At 72.7% G+C, this 17,176-nt stretch carries 16 protein-coding genes; 7 read left to right on the top strand and 9 right to left on the bottom strand.

Annotated features, from left to right (window positions below):
* Position 1: 1 nt before the first annotated feature.
* The gene (gene xylB / locus ACFYWL_RS19275) at positions 2-1,444 is read left to right on the top strand and encodes a xylulokinase (RefSeq protein WP_386974466.1); all 1,443 of its coding nucleotides are present in this window, start codon (positions 2-4) and stop codon (positions 1,442-1,444) included.
* 34 nt (positions 1,445-1,478) lie between these two features.
* The gene (locus ACFYWL_RS19270; protein WP_386974464.1) at positions 1,479-2,903 is read left to right on the top strand and encodes an MFS transporter; all 1,425 of its coding nucleotides are present in this window, start codon (positions 1,479-1,481) and stop codon (positions 2,901-2,903) included.
* Positions 2,904-3,404: 501 nt separating this feature from the next.
* Here the strand turns inward: ACFYWL_RS19270 and ACFYWL_RS19265 are convergent.
* The 5 genes from ACFYWL_RS19265 to ACFYWL_RS19245 form a co-directional block, all read right to left on the bottom strand.
* Positions 3,405-5,081, bottom strand: coding sequence for a glycoside hydrolase family 13 protein (locus ACFYWL_RS19265; RefSeq protein ID WP_386974660.1), 1,677 nt, complete (start codon positions 5,079-5,081; stop codon positions 3,405-3,407).
* 99 nt (positions 5,082-5,180) lie between these two features.
* Positions 5,181-6,254 (bottom strand): LacI family DNA-binding transcriptional regulator, encoded by a 1,074-nt coding sequence (locus ACFYWL_RS19260; RefSeq protein WP_386974461.1) that lies wholly within the window; start codon positions 6,252-6,254, stop codon positions 5,181-5,183.
* 61 nt (positions 6,255-6,315) lie between these two features.
* On the bottom strand, positions 6,316-7,281 hold the full coding sequence (locus ACFYWL_RS19255; RefSeq protein ID WP_386974458.1) for a carbohydrate ABC transporter permease: 966 nt from the start codon (positions 7,279-7,281) through the stop codon (positions 6,316-6,318).
* Between the two features lies 1 nt (position 7,282).
* Complete coding sequence (locus ACFYWL_RS19250) at positions 7,283-8,332, bottom strand: carbohydrate ABC transporter permease (protein WP_386974455.1); 1,050 nt, start codon at positions 8,330-8,332, stop codon at positions 7,283-7,285.
* 69 nt (positions 8,333-8,401) lie between these two features.
* Positions 8,402-9,748, bottom strand: a complete 1,347-nt coding sequence (locus ACFYWL_RS19245; RefSeq protein ID WP_386974452.1) for an ABC transporter substrate-binding protein — start codon at positions 9,746-9,748, stop codon at positions 8,402-8,404.
* A 259-nt stretch (positions 9,749-10,007) separates the two neighbouring features.
* Here ACFYWL_RS19245 and ACFYWL_RS19240 point away from each other — a divergent pair, with 259 nt between their 5' ends.
* Positions 10,008-10,781, top strand: a complete 774-nt coding sequence (locus tag ACFYWL_RS19240; protein ID WP_386974450.1) for a peptidoglycan DD-metalloendopeptidase family protein — start codon at positions 10,008-10,010, stop codon at positions 10,779-10,781.
* Positions 10,782-10,885: 104 nt separating this feature from the next.
* On the opposite strand, the gene ACFYWL_RS19235 is transcribed toward ACFYWL_RS19240, so the two are convergent.
* The 4 genes from ACFYWL_RS19235 to ACFYWL_RS19220 are packed head-to-tail and all read right to left on the bottom strand — an operon-like array spanning position 10,886 to position 12,744.
* Entirely contained in the window at positions 10,886-11,032 is a 147-nt protein-coding gene (locus tag ACFYWL_RS19235) for a GPGG-motif small membrane protein (protein WP_013288160.1), read from the bottom strand.
* A complete protein-coding gene (locus ACFYWL_RS19230) occupies positions 11,023-11,796 on the bottom strand; it encodes a metallophosphoesterase (RefSeq protein WP_386974448.1) in 774 nt (257 codons plus the stop codon). The genes ACFYWL_RS19235 and ACFYWL_RS19230 overlap by 10 nt, the downstream gene beginning before the upstream one ends.
* Before the next feature lie 13 nt (positions 11,797-11,809).
* Positions 11,810-12,106, bottom strand: coding sequence for a hypothetical protein (locus ACFYWL_RS19225; protein WP_386974445.1), 297 nt, complete (start codon positions 12,104-12,106; stop codon positions 11,810-11,812).
* Positions 12,103-12,744: a nucleotidyltransferase family protein gene (locus tag ACFYWL_RS19220; protein ID WP_386974442.1), complete on the bottom strand. Its 642-nt coding sequence runs from the start codon at positions 12,742-12,744 to the stop codon at positions 12,103-12,105. The genes ACFYWL_RS19225 and ACFYWL_RS19220 overlap by 4 nt, the downstream gene beginning before the upstream one ends.
* 98 nt (positions 12,745-12,842) lie before the next feature.
* Between ACFYWL_RS19220 and ACFYWL_RS19215 the strand changes: the two genes are divergently transcribed.
* From ACFYWL_RS19215 to ACFYWL_RS19200, 4 genes are all read left to right on the top strand, one after another.
* The gene (locus ACFYWL_RS19215; protein WP_386974439.1) at positions 12,843-13,619 is read left to right on the top strand and encodes a dTMP kinase; all 777 of its coding nucleotides are present in this window, start codon (positions 12,843-12,845) and stop codon (positions 13,617-13,619) included.
* A gap of 226 nt (positions 13,620-13,845) precedes the next feature.
* Positions 13,846-14,760 carry a MurR/RpiR family transcriptional regulator gene (locus tag ACFYWL_RS19210; RefSeq protein ID WP_386974436.1) on the top strand — a complete coding sequence of 305 codons (915 nt, stop codon included), beginning with the start codon at positions 13,846-13,848 and terminating at the stop codon, positions 14,758-14,760.
* Complete coding sequence (murQ, locus tag ACFYWL_RS19205) at positions 14,757-15,707, top strand: N-acetylmuramic acid 6-phosphate etherase (RefSeq protein WP_386974433.1); 951 nt, start codon at positions 14,757-14,759, stop codon at positions 15,705-15,707. The genes ACFYWL_RS19210 and murQ overlap by 4 nt, the downstream gene beginning before the upstream one ends.
* A gap of 452 nt (positions 15,708-16,159) precedes the next feature.
* Positions 16,160-17,149: an RNA polymerase sigma factor RpoD/SigA gene (locus tag ACFYWL_RS19200; RefSeq protein WP_386974658.1), complete on the top strand. Its 990-nt coding sequence runs from the start codon at positions 16,160-16,162 to the stop codon at positions 17,147-17,149.
* Positions 17,150-17,176 lie beyond the last annotated feature (27 nt).

Genomic DNA, 17,176 nt, shown 5'->3' with positions numbered 1-17,176 from the left:
CATGCCGCTGGTCGCCGGGTTCGACTCGTCCACCCAGTCCTGCAAGCTGGTGATCCGCGACGCGGAGACCGGGGCGCTGGTGCGCTCCGGCCGCGCCGCCCACCCCGACGGCACCGAGGTCGACCCGGCGGCCTGGTGGGCGGCCCTGGAGGCCGCCGTGGCGCAGGCCGGCGGCCTGGCCGACGTCGCCGCCGTCTCCGTCGCCGGCCAGCAGCACGGCATGGTCTGCCTCGACGCGTCGGGCGAGGTGGTCCGCCCGGCGCTGCTGTGGAACGACACCCGCTCCGCCGGTGCCGCCGCCGACCTGATCGAGGAGGCCGGCGGCGGCGAGGCCGGCGGGCGGTTCTGGGCCGACGCCGTCGGCGTCGTCCCGGTGGCCAGCTTCACCGCCACCAAGCTGCGCTGGCTGGCCCGGCACGAGCCGGCCAACGCCGACCGGGTCGCCGCCGTCTGCCTGCCGCACGACTGGCTGACGTGGCGGCTGGCCGGCGCGCCCGGCCTGGACGCGCTGCGCACCGACCGCAGCGACGCCAGCGGCACCGGCTACTGGTCCCCGGCCACCGGCGAATACCGGTTCGACCTGCTCGAACGGGCCTTCGGCCGGCGGCTGGAGGTGCCCGTCGTGCTCGGGCCGACCCAGACCGCCGGGGCGCTCGACCCGGCGGCGCTCGCCGCCGGCGGGGGGCCCGGCGGGGCGCTGCTCGGCCCGGGGGCCGGCGACAACGCCGCCGCCGCGTTCGGCGTCGGGGCCCGCCCCGGCGACGTGGTCGTCTCCATCGGCACCTCCGGCACCGTGTTCAGCGTCGCCGACGCGCCGACGGCCGACCCGACCGGCACCGTGGCCGGGTTCGCCGACGTGACCGGCCGCTACCTCCCGCTGGTCTGCACGCTCAACGCGGCCCGGGTGCTCGACGCGGCGGCCACCCTGCTCGGGGTCGACCTCGACGCCCTGTCCGACCTGGCGCTGTCCGCCCCGCCCGGCGCGGACGGCCTGGTGATGGTCCCCTACCTGGAGGGGGAGCGGACCCCGAACCGGCCGTCGGCCACCGGGGCGGTGCACGGGCTCACCCTGCGCACCTCCACCCCGGCGCACCTGGCCCGCGCGGCGGTCGAGGGGATGCTCTGCGCGCTCGCCGACGGCCTCGACGCGCTGACCGCGCAGGGCTGCCGGGCCGAGCGGGTGATCCTGGTCGGCGGCGGGGCCCGGTCGGCGGCGGTGCGCCGCATCGCGCCGCAGGTCTTCGGCCGCCCGGTGGTCGTGCCGCCGCCGGGGGAGTACGTCGCCGACGGGGCCGCCCGCCAGGCCGCCTGGCTCGCCCTCGGCGGCGACACCCCGCCCACCTGGTCGCCGGCCGGCACCCAGGAGTACGCGGCCGACGGCGTCGCGGCCGTCCGCGAGCGGTACGCGGCGGCCCGCGACCGGGTGCTCGACCGCCCCGCCTGACGGGGGCCGACCCGGCAGCGGGCATGCTGGGCCGGTGACGGGTCGGTCGGTGGTACGGCGGCGGGGCTGGGGCGGCGGCGCGGCGCACCGGTCGTACAGCGTGCTGGTGTTCGTGCTGCTCGCCTCGCTGGACAACGTGGCGATCGGCCTCGTCCCGCCGCTGTACGGCCCGATCTCCGGCTCGCTCGGCGTGTCCCAACGGCTGCTCGGGCTGGTCACCGCCGTCAGCTTCCTGGTCAGCGCGGTCGCCGCCGTCGGCTGGGCGTACGTCGGCGACCGCACCGACCGCAAGCCGCTGCTGATGGTCGGCACCCTGGTCTGGGCGGCCGGCACCGGCGGCAGCGCGCTGGCGCAGGGCTACCCGGCGTTCCTGGCCGCCCAGCTCGTCGCGGCGGTCGGCCTCGGCGCGGTCGGTTCGGTCGGCTACTCGGTGGTCACCGACCTGATCTCGCCGCGCCGCCGGGGGCTGGTGATGAGCTTCTGGGGGCTGTCCCAGGGCGTCGGCACCCTGGCCGGGACGCTGGTCGGCGGCCTGCTCGGGGCCACCGACTGGCGGCGGCCGTTCTGGCTGCTCACCGTGGTCGGGCTGGCGGCGACGGCGGCGTACCTGTTCACGTACGACATCCGGCGCGGGCAGAGCGAGCCGGAGCTGGCCGGCGCGCTGGCCGGCGGCGCGGAGTACGACTTCCGGATCACCCGGGCCGATCTGCCGGGAATCCTGGCCCGGCGGACCAACCGTTGGCTGGTCCTGCAGGGCCTGACCGCCCAGGCGGCCTTCGGGTCGCTGGTCTGGCTGCCGGTGCTGTTCGCCCAGCGGGCGCAGGCGCAGGGCTACTCGGCGGCCACCGCCGTCGTCGTCGGCAGCGTCTTCGCCACCCTGTTCCAGCTCGGCGGGGTGCTCTCCATCGTCGGCGGGCTGGTGGGCGACGCCGTGCAGCGGCGTACGCCCCGGGGCCGGGCGCTGGTCGCGGCGGTGGGCATCCTCGCGGCCCTGCCGTTCTACCTGGTCCTGTTCTTCGTGCCGCTGCGCATCGACGTGCCCGACGGCGGCTCCACCGGCGCGGTGGTCGGCGCGGTGCTGGCCAGCGTGGTCACGGAGCCGACGGTCGGGCTGAGCCTGCTCACCGCCGTGCTCGCGCTGGCGCTGACGTCGGCGAACTCACCGAACTGGTTCGCCCTCATCGCCGACGTCAACCCGCCCGAGCACCGGGGCACCGTCTACAGCCTCGGCAACCTGGTCAACGGGATCGGCCGGGCGGCCGGCAACGGGCTGGTCGGGGTGGCCTTCCACGCGCTGCGGTCGGCGTTCCCGCCGCCGCTGAACTACGCCGTCGGGCTGGCCGTGTTCCAGCTCTTCTTCGTGCCGACGGGCGTCATGTACTGGCTGGCCGCCCGCACCTCGCCCCGCGACATCGACGCCGTGCGCGACCTGCTGCACGAGCGCGCCGAACGCCTGTAGGACACCGGAGCGCGGGCTGGACTGCCGGGGCTGGCGGGGGCTGGGCTGGTGGGCTGCCGACGAGGAGTCCTTCGGCCGCCTACGGAGCTGATGTCGTAGACGACTCAGGGCCCGTGGCGCCGGCCGTGCCTGCGCCTTCGCCTGCGCTGCGCCCGCCTGCCCGCCGCCCGTCCGCTGCGCCCACCCGCCTGCCCGTCCGTCCGCTGCTCTCGCCCGCCGCCCTCCGCCCGCCGCCCGTCCGCTGCGTCCGCTGCGCTTGCACTGCCCCTCCGCTGCCGCCTGCTGGGCGTCCCCCGCCCCGCCCCGCCCCGCCTCGCCTCGGTGGTCGGCGGTCGGCGGGGCGGGGCCTGGGTGAGTCATTCACGACATCAGCTCCCTACGCGGCGGCAAAGCCTCCGGCACCCGCCGGCTCGCCCCGCGACGCCGCCCGGGCACCCGGTGCGCGGCAGGCCAGGCGGCACGGAGGATCAGGCGGCACGGAGGATCAGGCGGCGCGGAGGATCAGGCGGCGCGGTACCAGACGGTGACGTCCTGCCCGACCGTGCCGTCGTCGGGCAGCGGGGCGCTGGCGTGCAGCAGCTCCGCCTCCGCCGGCACCGGCACCGGCGTCGCGCCGAAGTTCGTCAGCACCGTGACGTCGCCGTTGCGGAAGCTCACCACCTCGTCGCCCGAGGCCAGCCAGTAGAGGCTGCCCCGGCCGAGCCCGTGCTCGCGGCGCAGCCGCAGGGCGGTGCGGTACAGCTCGTACGTCGAGCCGGGCACGTCGCGCTGCCGGTCGAGCGCGTACTCGGCCCACGACGGCGGCTGGGGCAGCCAGCTCGCGTCGGTCGGCCCGAAGCCGTACGACGGCGCGTCGGCCTCCCACGGGATCGGCACCCGGCAGCCGTCCCGGCCGCGCTCGGTGTGCCCGCTGCGCTCCCACGTCGGGTCCTGCCGCACCTCGTCGGGCAGCGTCATGTGTTCCGGCAGGCCCAGCTCCTCGCCCTGGTAGAGGTAGGCCGAGCCGGGCAGGGCCAGCATCAGCAGGGTGGCCGCCCGGGCCCGGCGCAGGCCCAGCGCGGCGTCCGGCTGCGGGTCGCCGACGCCGATGCCGTTCGGGCGGGGGGTGCCGACGGGCAGGCCGAGGCGGGAGGCGTGCCGGACCACGTCGTGGTTGGACAGCACCCAGGTGGTGGGCGCGCCGACGGCGTCGGTGGCCTCCAGCGAGCGGGTGATCACCGCGTACTGGGCGGGTGCGGTCCAGGAGGCGGTGAGGTACTCGAAGTTGAACGCCTGGTGCATCTCGTCGGGCCGCACGTAGCGGGCCAGCCGCTCGGCCGGCTCCACCCACGCCTCGGCGACCAGGATCCGCTGGCCGTCGTACGAGTCGAGCAGGCGACGCCAGTCCCGGTAGACCTCGTGGACGCCGTCCTGGTCCCACATCGGCGGGCGGGGCTTGTCGACCTCGCTGCCCGAGAGGATCTCCTGCGGCTCCTGCCAGTTCGCCAGGTCGGCCTGCTTGATCAGCCCGTGCGCCACGTCCACCCGGAAGCCGTCGACGCCGCGGTCCAGCCAGAACCGCAGCACGTCCAGGAACTCGGCGCGCACCTCCGGGTTGTCCCAGTTCAGGTCGGGCTGACCGGGGTCGAACAGGTGCAGGTACCACTGGCCGGGCCGGCCGTCGGGCTCGGTCACGCGGGTCCACGCCGGGCCGCCGAAGACGCTGGTCCAGTCGTTGGGCGGTTGGCCGCCGTCGGGCCCGAGGCCGTCGCGGAAGACGTACCGGGCGCGCTCGGGGCTGCCCGGGGCGGCGGCGAGGGCCGCGGTGAACCAGCGGTGCGCCGACGACGTGTGGTTGGGCACGAGGTCGACGATGACCCGCAGCCCGCGCGCGTGCGCCTCGGCGATGAGCCGGTCGGCGTCACCGAGCCGCCCGAACAGCGGGTCCACGTCGTGGTAGTCGGCCACGTCGTACCCGGCGTCGGCCTGCGGCGACGGGTAGAACGGCGACAGCCAGACCGCGTCCACGCCCAGCTCGACGAAGTGGTCGAGGCGGGCGGTGATGCCCGGCAGGTCGCCGATGCCGTCACCGTTCGCGTCGGCGAACGAACGCGGGTAGATCTGGTAGATCACGGCCTCGGTCCACCAGGCGGTGGTGGGGCCGGCGGACTGTTGCTGGGGGGTCGCGTCGGTGTTCAGGGCCTTCTCCCGTGTGTCGAAGCCGTCCCGGTCATGGTTCCCCGGTGGCACGCGGACGAACCCGTCCAGTCTGCCCGGTGCCGGGCGGACGACCTCCGGTCAGTCTGCCCGGGGCGGGGCGGTCGAGTCGCGTACCACGAGGCGGGTCGGCAGGATCAGCGGCGCGGCGGACGGCCCGGCGGGGCCAACGCCGCGCGGGCCGGGCACGACCGGCCCGGCGGGCGGGGGCAGGTCCCCGCCGCCGAGCGGGTCGAGCAGGATGCGGGCGGCGAGCCGGCCCTGCTCCGCCGCCGGCTGGGCGATCGTGGTCAGCCCGAGCATCCCGGCCAGGTCGTGGTCGTCGATGCCGATGACGCTGACGTCCTGCGGTACCCGCAGGCCCGCGTCGCGCAGCGCGCTCATCGCGCCCATGGCCATCTCGTCGCAGGCGGCGAAGATGGCGGTCGGTGGCTCGCCCCGGGCGAGCAGTTCGATGGTGGCCTGCTCGCCGCCGTCGATGGTGAACTGCGACTCGACGTCCAGGCACGGGTCGGGCTCGATGCCGGCGGACCGCAGCGCCTCCTGGTAGCCGCGGCGTCGGTCCAGGTGGGTGGTGAAGGCCAGCTCGTCGTCCGGGTCGCCGGAGAGGTGCGCGATCCGGCGGTGCCCCAGGTCGAGCAGGTGCCGGGTGGCGGTCCGCGCGGCGGCCACGTCGTCGATGCGTACGCAGGGCCAGCCGGGCACTTCGCTGCCGGAGCTGATGGTCACGCCGGGCAGGTCCAGCACGGTGAGGGCGGCCAGCTCGGCCCGGCGCAGCGGGGTGGCGACCAGGATCACGGCGTCCACCCGCTTGTGCAGGTTGGCGGTGCCCAGCACCCGCTGGCGGGTGCGCTCCCGGCCGCCGAGGTTGTAGAGCAGCAGGTCGTAGCCGGATTCGTGCAGGGTCTCCTCGACGGCCTCGACCACGGTGCCGAAGAACCAGCGAGTGATCCTGGGGACGATCACGGCCACGGTGGCGGTCCGCCCGCCGGCCAGCCGCGACGCGCTCGGCGAGACCGCGTACTGGAGTTGCTCGGCGGCGGCGAGGACCCGGCGGCGGGTGGCCGCGGAGACGGTCGGCAGGCCGCGCAGGGCCCGCGACACGGTGGCGGTGGAGACCCCGGCCAGGCGGGCGACATCATCGATCTTGGTCATGGACACCCCGCTCCGGCCCGGACCGCCGCCGCCCGCCAACGCGGGCGGCGGCGGTCGCGGGTCAGCCCTTGACGCTGCCGGCGAGCAGGCCGCGCACGAAGTATCGCTGGAGCGACAGGAACACGATCAGCGGTACGACGATCGAGACGAACGCGCCTGCGGTCAGCCGCTGCCACTCGTTGCCCCGCGTGCCGGCCATCTCGGCCAGCCGCACGGTCAGCGGTGCGGTCTCGCTGCTGCCCCCGGCGAAGATGAGCGCGACCAGCAGGTCGTTCCAGACCCAGAGGAACTGGAAGATGCCGAAGGCCGCCAGGGCCGGGGTGATCAGCGGTAGGACGATGGTGCGGAAGATCTTGGGGTGGGTGGCCCCGTCGACCCGGGCCGCCTCCATCAGGTCCTTGGGCAGCTGCGCGATGAAGTTGTGCAGCAGGAAGACGGCGAACGGCAGCGCGAAGCAGGTGTGCGCGAACCACACCTGCACGAACTTCTGCTCGTCGACCAGGTCCCAGGCCGGCATGAGGGTCACCCCGCCGAGGGTCACCCCGGTGGAGAAGAACCTCAGCAGCGGCACGAGCGCCATCTGGAGCGGGACGATCTGCAGCGCGAAGATCGCGATGTACGCCCAGTCCCGGCCCCGGAAGTTGATCCAGGCCAGCGCGTACGCGGCCAGTGACGCGAACGCGATCGGGAACAGCACAGACGGGACGGTGATCGCCAGCGAGTTGACGAAGTAGTTGGCCAACTGCCCCGACGACGAGGAGCGCCCGAACAGCACCTCCTGGTAGTTCTCCAGGGTGAACTGCGGGTTGGTGAAGAACGTCCACCATCCCGTGGTCTTGATCTGGTCCTCCGGCCGGAACGAGGAGACGAACAGGCCGAAGGTGGGGATCGTCCAGACGACCGCGATGACGACCGAGACCAGCGTCGCGGTGCGGCTGTTGAGCCGCTTGCGGACCCGCCCGGCGGTGGTGGAGGTCTTTCCGGTGGCCTGTGCTCCGGCGGGGAGCGTGGGCGTCGTGGTGGTCATCTCAGCCCTCCTGCTGCTGACGCAGGTTGCGGATCTGGTAGATCACGAGCGGGATCACCAGGACGAAGAGGAAGACCGCCAGCGCCGAGCCCTGCCCGTTCTGGCCGTACCGGAACGCCTGGTTGTACATCTCGTTCGCGATGACACTGGTTTCGTAGTTGCCATTGGTCGCGGTGCGGACGATGTCGAAGACCTTCAGCGTGGCGATCGACAGCGTCACCACCACGACGATCAGCGCGGGTCGGATGCTCGGCATGGTGATCTGCCAGAACATCTGCCACGGGGTGACCCCGTCGAGCCGGGCGGCCTCGACGATGTCGGCCGGGATGGCCTTGATCGCGGCGGAGAGCACCACCATGGCGAATCCGGCCTGGATCCAGACCATGATCACGATCAGCAGCAGGGTGTTCAGCGGCGAGTCCAGCAGCCACTGCTTCGGCTCGCCGCCGAGGCTCACCACGATCTGGTTGAGCAGACCGATCTGCTCTTGCCCGTCGCCGCGGTAGGCGTAGACGAACTTCCAGATGATCGCCGCGCCGACGAACGAGATCGCCATCGGCATGAAGATCAGCGACTTGGCCACCGACTCGAACCTGGCCCGGTCCACCAGGACCGAGTAGATCAGCCCGAACGCGGTGGCCACCAGCGGCACCAGCAGCACCCAGACGAGCGTGTTGATCAGCACCCGGACGATCGAGTCTTCGGAGAACATCCAGGCGTAGTTGCGCAGGCCCACCCAGTTGCTGCTGCCGCCGTCCATGAACGACAGCAGGGTGGTGCGGATGGCCGGGACGACCAGGCCGATCATGAGCAGCAGCACCGCTGGCAGCAGGAAGAAGAACGCGAACATGCCCTCGCGGGGCTTGCGGCGCCGGGGCAGTGGAGCCCCGCTCGCCGAGGCGGCGATCAGCTGTGCCTCGTGGCGGCGGGCGAACCAGGACGGCACGGCGTCGAGAAGCAGCAGCAGGCCCCCGACGACCACGGCGAACGCGATCAGCCCGTACAACAGCATGAGGAACTTCGGCTGCACGTCGGCGAAGTCGAACTCCATCAACCCTCCCTCGGGTTCGGATCAGCCGGTGGTCCGGCCCGCCGCGGCGGGCCGGACCACCGCCTCAGATCACTTCGGCCAGCTGCTCTCGATGCCCTGGAGCACCGCGGCGGTGTCCTTGCCGTTGACCCAGTCGACCATGCCCTTCCAGAAGGTCCCGGCGCCGACGGCGGCCGGCATCAGGTCGGAACCGTCGAACCGGAAGACGGTCTTCTGGTCCTGCAGGATCTGCACGGAGAGCTTGTCGACCGGGTTCGGCACGTTCGCCAGGTCGAGCTTGTTGTTGGCCGACACCCAGTCGCCGATCTTGGCGCGGCTGTTGGCGTACTCGCCGGAGGCCAGGTAGGTCTGCACGGCCTGGACCTCGGGGCGGTCGGCGAAGGCCGCGACGAACTCGCCGCCGCCCAGCACCGGCTTGCCCTTGGCCGGGTCGATCGCCGGGAAGTAGAACGCGAAGACGTCGCCGTCCTCGGCCACCTTGGTGCCCTGCGGCCACTGGTTGGCGTAGAACGACGCCTGGCGGTGCAGGGCGCACTTGCCGGTGGTGATCGGCGTGCCGGCCTCCTGGAAGGAGGTGGTGGCGATGCTCTTGACGCCGCCGAAGCCGCCGTTGACGTACTTCTCGTTCTTGAGGATCGTGCCGGCCTTGTCGAGGGCCTCGGCGACCTTCGGGTCGTTGAACGGGATGCCGTGGGTGGTCCACTGGTCGTAGACCTCGGGGGTCTGCGTCCGGAGCATCAGGTCCTCGATCCAGTCGGTGGCCGGCCAGCCGGTGGCGTCACCGGACTCGATGCCGGCGCACCACGGCTTGGTGCCGCTCGCCGCGATCTTGTCGCTCAGGGCGATCAGCTCGTCCCAGGTGGTGGGGACGGTCCAGCCCTTCTCCTTGAAGGTCTTCGGCGAGTACCACACGAAGGACTTCACGTTGGAGCCGAGCGGGGCGCCGTAGAACTGGCCGTTGACGGTGCCGTACTTCAGCCAGTCGGCCGAGTAGTTCTGCTCGGCCATCGCCTTGGTGTCGGCGCTGGCCGCCTTGAGCTTGCCGGCGTCGGCGAACCGCTTGACCAGACCCGGCTGCGGGATGAAGGCGAGGTCGGGCGCGTTGCCGCCGTCGACCCGGACACCGAGTTGGGCCTCGAACTCACCGCTGCCCTCGTGGTCGATCTCGATGCCGGTGCAGTCCTCGAACTGCTTCCAGGACTCGTCGAGGCGGTCGGCCTCGATGTCCCGGATCGACGAGTAGATTGTGACCTTCTTGTCCTCGTTGCCCTGGTACTTCTCGTATGCGGCACACTCCGCGGAGTCTCCCTTGCCGCCGCTCTTGTCGTTGCCGGTGCCACAGGCAGTGACGCTGAGCGCCAGCCCCAGTACGCCGGCGACCGCGAGAGCCTGGCGTGGTCTGGCAAAGACCGCCATGCCGTTCTCCTTCCTTGCCGGCGCGGTCGCGTTCAACCGGCGCCGGTCCGATGGGCGTCACCACATGTAAGCGCTTGCATTCGAGCGCGTCCACCCCCCATCGGACACGGACGAGTAACAATCCCGAAACCAGCTCACCCCTAGTGGGCACGCTCCCACGGATAGGGGTGTTCCGGCCTCCGTGAGCCCTTTCGGTCGATGCAGGAATCTGTCACTCTGAAGGCGATTGATTGAAGCTTATCGACATTGGAGGTGCTGGATGCGTAAGCGGTGGTACAGCCTCGCGGCGGTCGGCGCACTGATCGCGGCGACCCTGGTGCCGGCGACCCCGGCCATGGCCGCCCCGACCTTCAAGGTTCCGTTCCCCTGCGGCCAGTCCTGGTCCGGCCAGACCCGCTCCGACCACAGCCCGGCGTACGCCGTCGACTTCAACCGCACCGACGACCAGGGCGACCCGGTGGTGGCCAGCGCCCCCGGCACGGTCGACCGGGTCACCGACCTCGGCGGCACCAGCTACGGCAAGTACGTCCGCATCGACCACGGCGGCGGCTACACCACCTACTACGCCCACCTCAACGGCTTCAACGTCTCGGTCGGCCAGAGCGTCGGCTACGGCAAGGTGATCGGCTGGGTCGGCAGCACGGGCGGCTCCACCGGCCCGCACCTGCACTACGAGCAGCGGCTCAACGGCAACGACATCCAGGTCCGGTTCAACGGCAACCTGGCGCTCTACTGGGGCACCAAGACCTACACCAGCGACAACAACTGCTCGTCGAGCACCGGCTCCGGCACGGTCAACACCAGCGGCACCCCGCTGACCGTCCGCTCCGGCCCGGGCACCGGGTACTCCTCGGTCGGCACGGTCGCGGACGGGACGAAGGTGACCATCCACTGCCAGACCAGCGGCACCACGGTCACCGGCACGTACGGCACCAGCTCGATCTGGGACCGGATCGGCAGCGGCCGGTACATCGCCGACGCGTACGTCTACACCGGGTACGACGGCTACATCCCGAACGTCCCGCGCTGCTGACGCGACGCCGGGGTCGTCCTGGCCGGTGGGCCCCTGTCTGGGAGGACGAGGCTCCGGTCACGACGACCCCGGCGGGTCGGTGGTGGATAGGACGGGGTAGGGGATCACGTGTTGAAGATGCTGACCCCGCCCGGGCCGACCAACAGCCCGACCACGATGAGGACGATGCCCCACAGGATCTGCCGGCGGAACAGCGCGAGAATGCCGGCGACCACGAGTACGACTGCGAGAATCCAGAGAATCAGCTCCATGGCTGCTGAGTACCCGAGTGGCCGATCCGGGAAACCTCACCGGCGTCCAGATGATCACCGACATGGAAGATGCTGTACGCCTGCTTGATCACCGGGTGCGCGACGTTGCGGACCCGGACCCCGCCCGGGGTGGTGCCCCGCTCGCTGCCGGCGTGCGCGTGCCCGTGCAGGGCCAGGGCGGTCGGTGCCGAGTCGATGGCCTGCCCGAGCTGGTACGACCCGAGGAACGGGTAGATCTCCAGCGGCTCGCCGGCCAGCGTGTCGGGCACGGGGGAGTAGTGGGTCAGCGCCACCAGCAGGTCGCAGTCCAGCCCGCGCAGGGCCGCGCCCAGCGCCTCCGCGCTCTCGTTCGTGGTGCGGACGAACGCCTTCATCTCCGGCTCGCCGAAGTCGCTGGCGCACCGGCCGGCGAAGCCCCCGCCGAAGCCCTTCACCCCGGCCACGCCGAGCCGCCCGGCGGGGAGGTCCAGCACGATCCCCTCGCCCTCCAGCACCCTGATGCCGGCCTCCTCCAGCACCTTGACCACCTGCGGCACCTGGTCGCACTGGTGGTCGTGGTTGCCGAGCACCGTCACCACCGGCACGCCCAGCCCGCCGAACTCCCGGGCCACGCAGCGTGCCTCGGCCTCGGTGCCGTGCCGGGTCAGGTCGCCGGCGAGCAGCAGCACGTCGGCGCAGTCGGGCAGCTCGTCCAGGGCGGGCCGGAACCGGCCCACCACGTCCTCGTCCAGGTGCACGTCGCCCACGGCGGCGATCCGGATCACCTTCCGACCTCCCTCACGGCAGCTGTTCGACCTGCGTGGGCGCCTGCGTGCGGATCACCCCGATGTCGCTGGTGACCGGCACGTCGGGGAAGCGCTCGGCGACCCGCCGCAGGATCTCCTCGCGCCGGTGCGGGCTCTCCACCTCGCCGTAGAGGACCAGGCCGCGTTCCCGGCGGACCACGGTGATCCCCTGCTCGGCGACGTCCGGATCCTCGGCCAGCAGCCGGTGGACCTCGGCCTCCACGTACTCGTCGGGCGGGCCGGCGGTGACGGCGGGTGTGCCGGCGGCGCTGTCGCGGTGCTCGCTCACGCGGTCTCCTTCTCCTCGGTGGCGCCGGAGTACGGCACCACGTCCAACCGGTCGAGCAGCACCAGGAACGCCTCGGCGTACGGCGAGTGCTGCGTCTCCTTGCGTACCCGTTCCCAGTCGATCTGTTCGCGCAGCGACCGGGCCAGCGGCAGCGCCCGGGCAAAGTCGCAGTAGTGCTGGGAGAAGCTGAGCAGCTTGTGCACCATGAGCAGGGAGGCGGACAACACGGGCATGTGGATCGCGTCGACCGGGCGGTCGATCGTGTCGGCGAACGTCTCCTCGGTGACCGGGGTCTCGATCGGGCGGTGGATCAGGTCCACCATCCGGCCGTCGTCGTAGACCTTCACCAGCCAGTCCTCGGGCGGGCGCTCGGCGTCGAAGCCCGCCTCGACCAGCGCCTCCAGCGCCCGGTCCACGTCCTCGCCCCGGATCAGGAAGTCGACGTCGTGCTCGCTGGAGTGCCCGCCGTGGGCGTACACCGCGAAGCTGCCGCCGAGGGCGAACGGGATCTCGGACTGTTTGAGCACGGCGGCGACCTTCTTCAGCGTGTGCACCAGGGTCTCGTCCCCGCGCTCGGCCATGTGGCTCTCCCGTCGGTCGTGTCGTGGACAGGCGGATTCGATTTGCGTACCCGGCATTCCGTTCGCCCACACCTGAGCGTCGCCCCTCAGGGTGCGAACCGGCCGTAAAGGGACGAAACCCCGAAGGCGAGCGCGGGTCCGATAGTCTGATGAAGGTGGCCAGATCACTGCGGGACCGGCGGGGCAAGGCCCGACTGCGCGCCGTCGCCCTGATCGGCATCGACGGGTCGGGCAAGACCACCCAGGCCCACCATCTCGCCGAGGCGCTGACCGCCGCCGGCCGCCCCGCGACCTACCACCGCAACGCCGGCGGTCGCCGCTGGCTGGGCCGGGTCGCCCAGCGGCTCGGCCGCCCCGACGCCGAGCGGCTCGTCGGCCGGCGCGGCCTGCTCGCCGTCGAGTCCGTGCTGCGCTGGCTGGCGATCGCGGCGGCGCTGCTGAGCTGCCTGGTCACCGGCCGGACGGCCGTCATGGACCGCTACTCCGCCTGCCAGTACGCCAGCATCCGGGCGCACGGCGGGCAGCGCTGGGAACGGCTGGCCCGGGCCGGGTACCGCCTCTTCCCGCCGCCGCAGGTCACCTTCCTCCTCGCGGTCGATCCGGCCGAGGCGTACCAGCGGATCGAGCGGCGCGGCACCGACCACGAGACGATGGGCTGGCTGACCGCCGCCGACACGGCGTACCGCACCCTGCCCGAGTTCTCCAGCTTCGTGGTCGTCGACGCCGGCCGCCCGCCCGAGGAGGTGTCCCGGCAGATCCGGGCCCACCTGGCCGCCTGGCTGCCGGCCGAGGGGGTCGGGTCCGCCGAGGCCGCCGCCCCGTTCGGGCCGCCCCCGGCCGGGCCCACTCCGGCCGCCGAGCCGGGCGCGGTGGCGCAACCCGTCGACGACGCCGGCCGGGGGTCGGGGCTGCTCGTGGCGGGGCCGGCCTGAGCGTGGGCCGGCCGGCCCACCCCGGGTGCCCACCGAACGGTGCGACCGCCGCCCGGACGGCGGGTCGCCCGCCCCGTCCAGCACGGGGCGGGGCCCCTGCGGGGGAGGCGCCCAGCGCGGCGGAAATGACAGCCTTTCCGCAACACTCGTGAACGTCCGGAGTACTTTTTTCCCGATACGTGGAGACATGGTTGACGCTTGCGCCCGGTGAAAGTAAGTTTCATCCGTGGCGAAGAGTCCGAAGATTTCTGCGAGTCACGAGCCGGGTGGGTTGATTGTCCACATCAGCGGCCTGCTCCCCTCGCTGTCGCCCGCCGAGCAGCGGGTGGCCCGGCTGGTGGTCGCCGATCCGGCGGACGCCGCCCGGCGCACCATCACCGACCTCGCCACCGCCGCCGAGACGTCCGAGGCGACAGTCATCCGGTTCTGCCGCTCGGTCGGCATGGACGGCTACCCGCAGCTGCGCATCCGGCTCGCCGCCGAGGCCGCCCGCCGGGTCGAGCCGCCGGACGCCCGGGTCGTGGGCGGCGACATCCCGCCCGGTGCCGACCTGGCCCAGATCATCGCCACCATCGCGTTCAACGACGCCCGGGCCGTGGAGGAGACAGCCGAGCAGCTCGACCCGGCCGTCTGCGAGCAGGTCGTCGAGGCGATCGTGGGCGCGGGCCGGATCGAGGTCTACGGCGCGGGCGCCAGCGGCTTCGTCGCCTCGGACTTCCAGCAGAAGCTGCACCGCATCGGCCGCATGGCGTTCTACTTCCCGGACGTGCACACCGCCCTCACCTCGGCCGCGCTGCTCGCCAAGGGCGACGTGGCCGTGGGCATCTCGCACAGCGGCACCACCGCCGACGTGATCGAGGTGCTGGAGCAGGCCCGCGCCCGGGGCGCCGGCACGGTGGCGCTGACCAACTTCCCCCGCTCGCCGATCACCGACGTCGCCGACTTCGTGCTCACCACGGCGGCCCGCGAGACGACGTACCGCTCGGGCGCGATGGCCAGCCGGCTGGCCCAGCTCACCGTGGTCGACTGCCTCTTCGTCGGGGTGGCCGCCCGCAACCGCGCGCGGGCCCGCAGGGCGCTGGAGGTCACCGCCGACGCGGTGCGGACCCGGCGGGTCGGCCCGGGCCGGAGGCGGGGATGACGGCCGGGCGCGTCGAGCCCGGAGAGGTCGCGGCGGTTCCCGCCCGCCCGGTGGTCCGGGTGGGCGCGCCCACCGAGCGGCGCAACCCGCGCAGCGTCGACCTCGACCTGATGTCGACCCGGGACGTGCTCACCGTGATCAACGAGGCGGACCGGCGGGTGCCGGCCGCCGTCGCGGCGGTCCTCGACGAGATCGCCGCCACCGTCGACCTCGCGGTCGCCGCGCTGCGCGGCGGGCACCGGGTGCACTACTTCGGCGCCGGGACCTCCGGCCGCCTCGGGGTGCTGGACGCCGCCGAGCTGGCCCCCACCTTCAACTCGCCCCGGCACTGGTTCTGCGCCCACCTCGCCGGTGGCCCGGACGCCATGTGGCGGGCGGTCGAGGACGCCGAGGACGACCACCGGGGCGGCGCGGCCGAGGCGGCCGACTGCGTCGGCGCGGGCGACCTCGTCGTCGGGCTGGCGGCCAGCGGGCGCACCCCGTACGTTCTCGGGGCGCTCGCCGCGTCCCGGGCCCAGGGGGCCTCGACCGTGCTGCTCTGCGCCAACCCGGAGGCCGAGGCCGCCGGCTCCGTCGACGTGTTCATCGGGGTGGACACCGGCCCCGAGGTGGTGACCGGCTCGACCCGGATGAAGGCGGGCACGGCGCAGAAGCTGGTGCTCAACACGTTCTCGACCGCCGTCATGGTGCGGCTGGGCCGGGTCTACTCGAACCTCATGATCGACATGGTGGCCACCAACGCCAAGCTGCGCGGCCGGATGATCTCGATCCTGGTGGAGGCCACCGGCTGCGCCGAGGAGGTCTGCCGGCGGGCCCTGCACGAGGCCGACGGCGACCTCAAGACCGCCCTGGTGTCGCTCGTCTCCGGCGCCGAGGTCCCCGCTGCCCGGGCCGCCCTGGCCCGCGCCGCCGACCAGGTCAGGGGCGCGCTCGACCTGCTCGCCTGATGAGCGTTTCCGGCACCCGCGCCGGCGTCGCCCGTGACGGTGGTCACCAACGGCCGAGGGTGGGACTTACCACACGGCACGGATTGTTCAACCGGGGCGAGGGTATTCCGTATCCGTGGATGAACCGCCCGGCCCGTCGGCGCGTATCAGCCGGTGACCAGGATCGCAAGGCGGCGGTGACGCGGATCGCTGTGCGCCCCGGGGTGGCGATGGTGCCATGCGAGGGCGGACGCGTTCCGTCGATGCGCCGACCCGTCGGTGGCACCAACGGTGAGCCACTTTTCGGGGTGCTGACAGCAAACATGGACCGGGCTCTCAGCTACTACTCAGGCATTCGTGACACTTTCGACTCACGACATGGAATCCCCGACGCGTCTCAACTGTTGTGCAGGTGTCAGGTCAGCACCGGAGGGCACAGCGGGAGTTACGGGGGAGGGCTGATGGACGTGGGGATGGCAAGGAACCGGGCAACCGGCGCGAGCGAGGGGACCGTGGGCAACGTGGACAAGAACATCGGCATGCGAACCGACGAGGTGGCCGAGGAGCGCGACCTCGTCGGAGTCTACCTTCACGAGATCTCCCGGACGCCACTGCTGGACGCCGCCACCGAGGTCGACCTCTCCAAGTCGATCGAGGCCGGGCTGTACGCCGAGCACCTGCTCGAGACGGACCGCGTTCCCGCCGGTGTCGACCGGGACGACCTGGAGCGGGTGGTCGCCGAGGGGGAGCGGGCGAAGGACCTCTTCATCCGCGCCAACCTGCGGCTGGTCGTCTCCATCGCCCGGCGCTACGTGCGCTCGGGCATGCCCATGCTCGACCTGATCCAGGAGGGCAACACCGGCCTGGTCCGGGCGGTCGAGAAGTTCGACTACGAGCGCGGGTTCAAGTTCTCCACCTACGCGACCTGGTGGATCCGCCAGGCGATCAGCCGGGCGATCGCCCAGCAGGAGCGCACCGTGCGGCTGCCGGTGCACCTGGTCGAGGACGTCAACCGGATGCGCAACGTCGCTCGGCAGCTCACCCGCGAGCTGGGCAGCGACCCGGAGCCGGAGCAGATCGCGGCGGCGCTGGGCGTCACCGTCGAGCGGGTCAACGAGCTGGTGCGCTGGTCGCAGGACACCGTGTCGCTGGACACGCCGGTCGGCGACGACGGCGACACCAACCTCGGCGACCTGGTTGCCGACAGCGACGCCCCGTCGCCGGAGGACATCGTCCTCACCGGCCTGGAGCGGCAGCGCATCGAGGGCCTGCTCAACCACCTCGACGACCGGTCGGCCGGCATCATGCGGGCCCGCTACGGACTGGAGGACGGGCGCGAGCACTCGCTGACCGAGGTCGCGTCGCGGTTCTCGCTGTCGCGGGAGCGGATCCGGCAGCTGGAGATCCAGGCGCTGGGCCGGCTGCGCGAGCTGGCCCGGGCGGAGGGGCTGCAGGCCGCCTGAGCTGGTAGTAATGACGGCGAACGGCCG

Origin of the sequence: Micromonospora sp. NPDC002575 (assembly GCF_042889525.1) — a bacterium.
GTDB classification, from domain to species: Bacteria; Actinomycetota; Actinomycetes; order Mycobacteriales; family Micromonosporaceae; genus Micromonospora; species Micromonospora carbonacea.
This window is presented reverse-complemented; position numbering and strand designations above follow the sequence as displayed.

What these genes read in the sequence shown, in the direction of transcription:
- xylB (WP_386974466.1), top strand. Translation starts at nt 2, where the DNA reads ATGCCGCTGGTCGCCGGGTTCGACTCGTCCACCCAGTCCTGCAAGCTG.
- ACFYWL_RS19260 (WP_386974461.1), bottom strand. Translation starts at nt 6,254, where the DNA reads ATGACCAAGATCGATGATGTCGCCCGCCTGGCCGGGGTCTCCACCGCC.
- ACFYWL_RS19255 (WP_386974458.1), bottom strand. Translation starts at nt 7,281, where the DNA reads ATGACCACCACGACGCCCACGCTCCCCGCCGGAGCACAGGCCACCGGA.
- ACFYWL_RS19250 (WP_386974455.1), bottom strand. Translation starts at nt 8,332, where the DNA reads ATGGAGTTCGACTTCGCCGACGTGCAGCCGAAGTTCCTCATGCTGTTG.
- ACFYWL_RS19245 (WP_386974452.1), bottom strand. Translation starts at nt 9,748, where the DNA reads ATGGCGGTCTTTGCCAGACCACGCCAGGCTCTCGCGGTCGCCGGCGTA.
- ACFYWL_RS19240 (WP_386974450.1), top strand. Translation starts at nt 10,008, where the DNA reads ATGCGTAAGCGGTGGTACAGCCTCGCGGCGGTCGGCGCACTGATCGCG.
- ACFYWL_RS19235 (WP_013288160.1), bottom strand. Translation starts at nt 11,032, where the DNA reads ATGGAGCTGATTCTCTGGATTCTCGCAGTCGTACTCGTGGTCGCCGGC.
- ACFYWL_RS19220 (WP_386974442.1), bottom strand. Translation starts at nt 12,744, where the DNA reads ATGCCGGGTACGCAAATCGAATCCGCCTGTCCACGACACGACCGACGG.
- murQ (WP_386974433.1), top strand. Translation starts at nt 14,757, where the DNA reads ATGACGGCCGGGCGCGTCGAGCCCGGAGAGGTCGCGGCGGTTCCCGCC.
- ACFYWL_RS19200 (WP_386974658.1), top strand. Translation starts at nt 16,160, where the DNA reads ATGGCAAGGAACCGGGCAACCGGCGCGAGCGAGGGGACCGTGGGCAAC.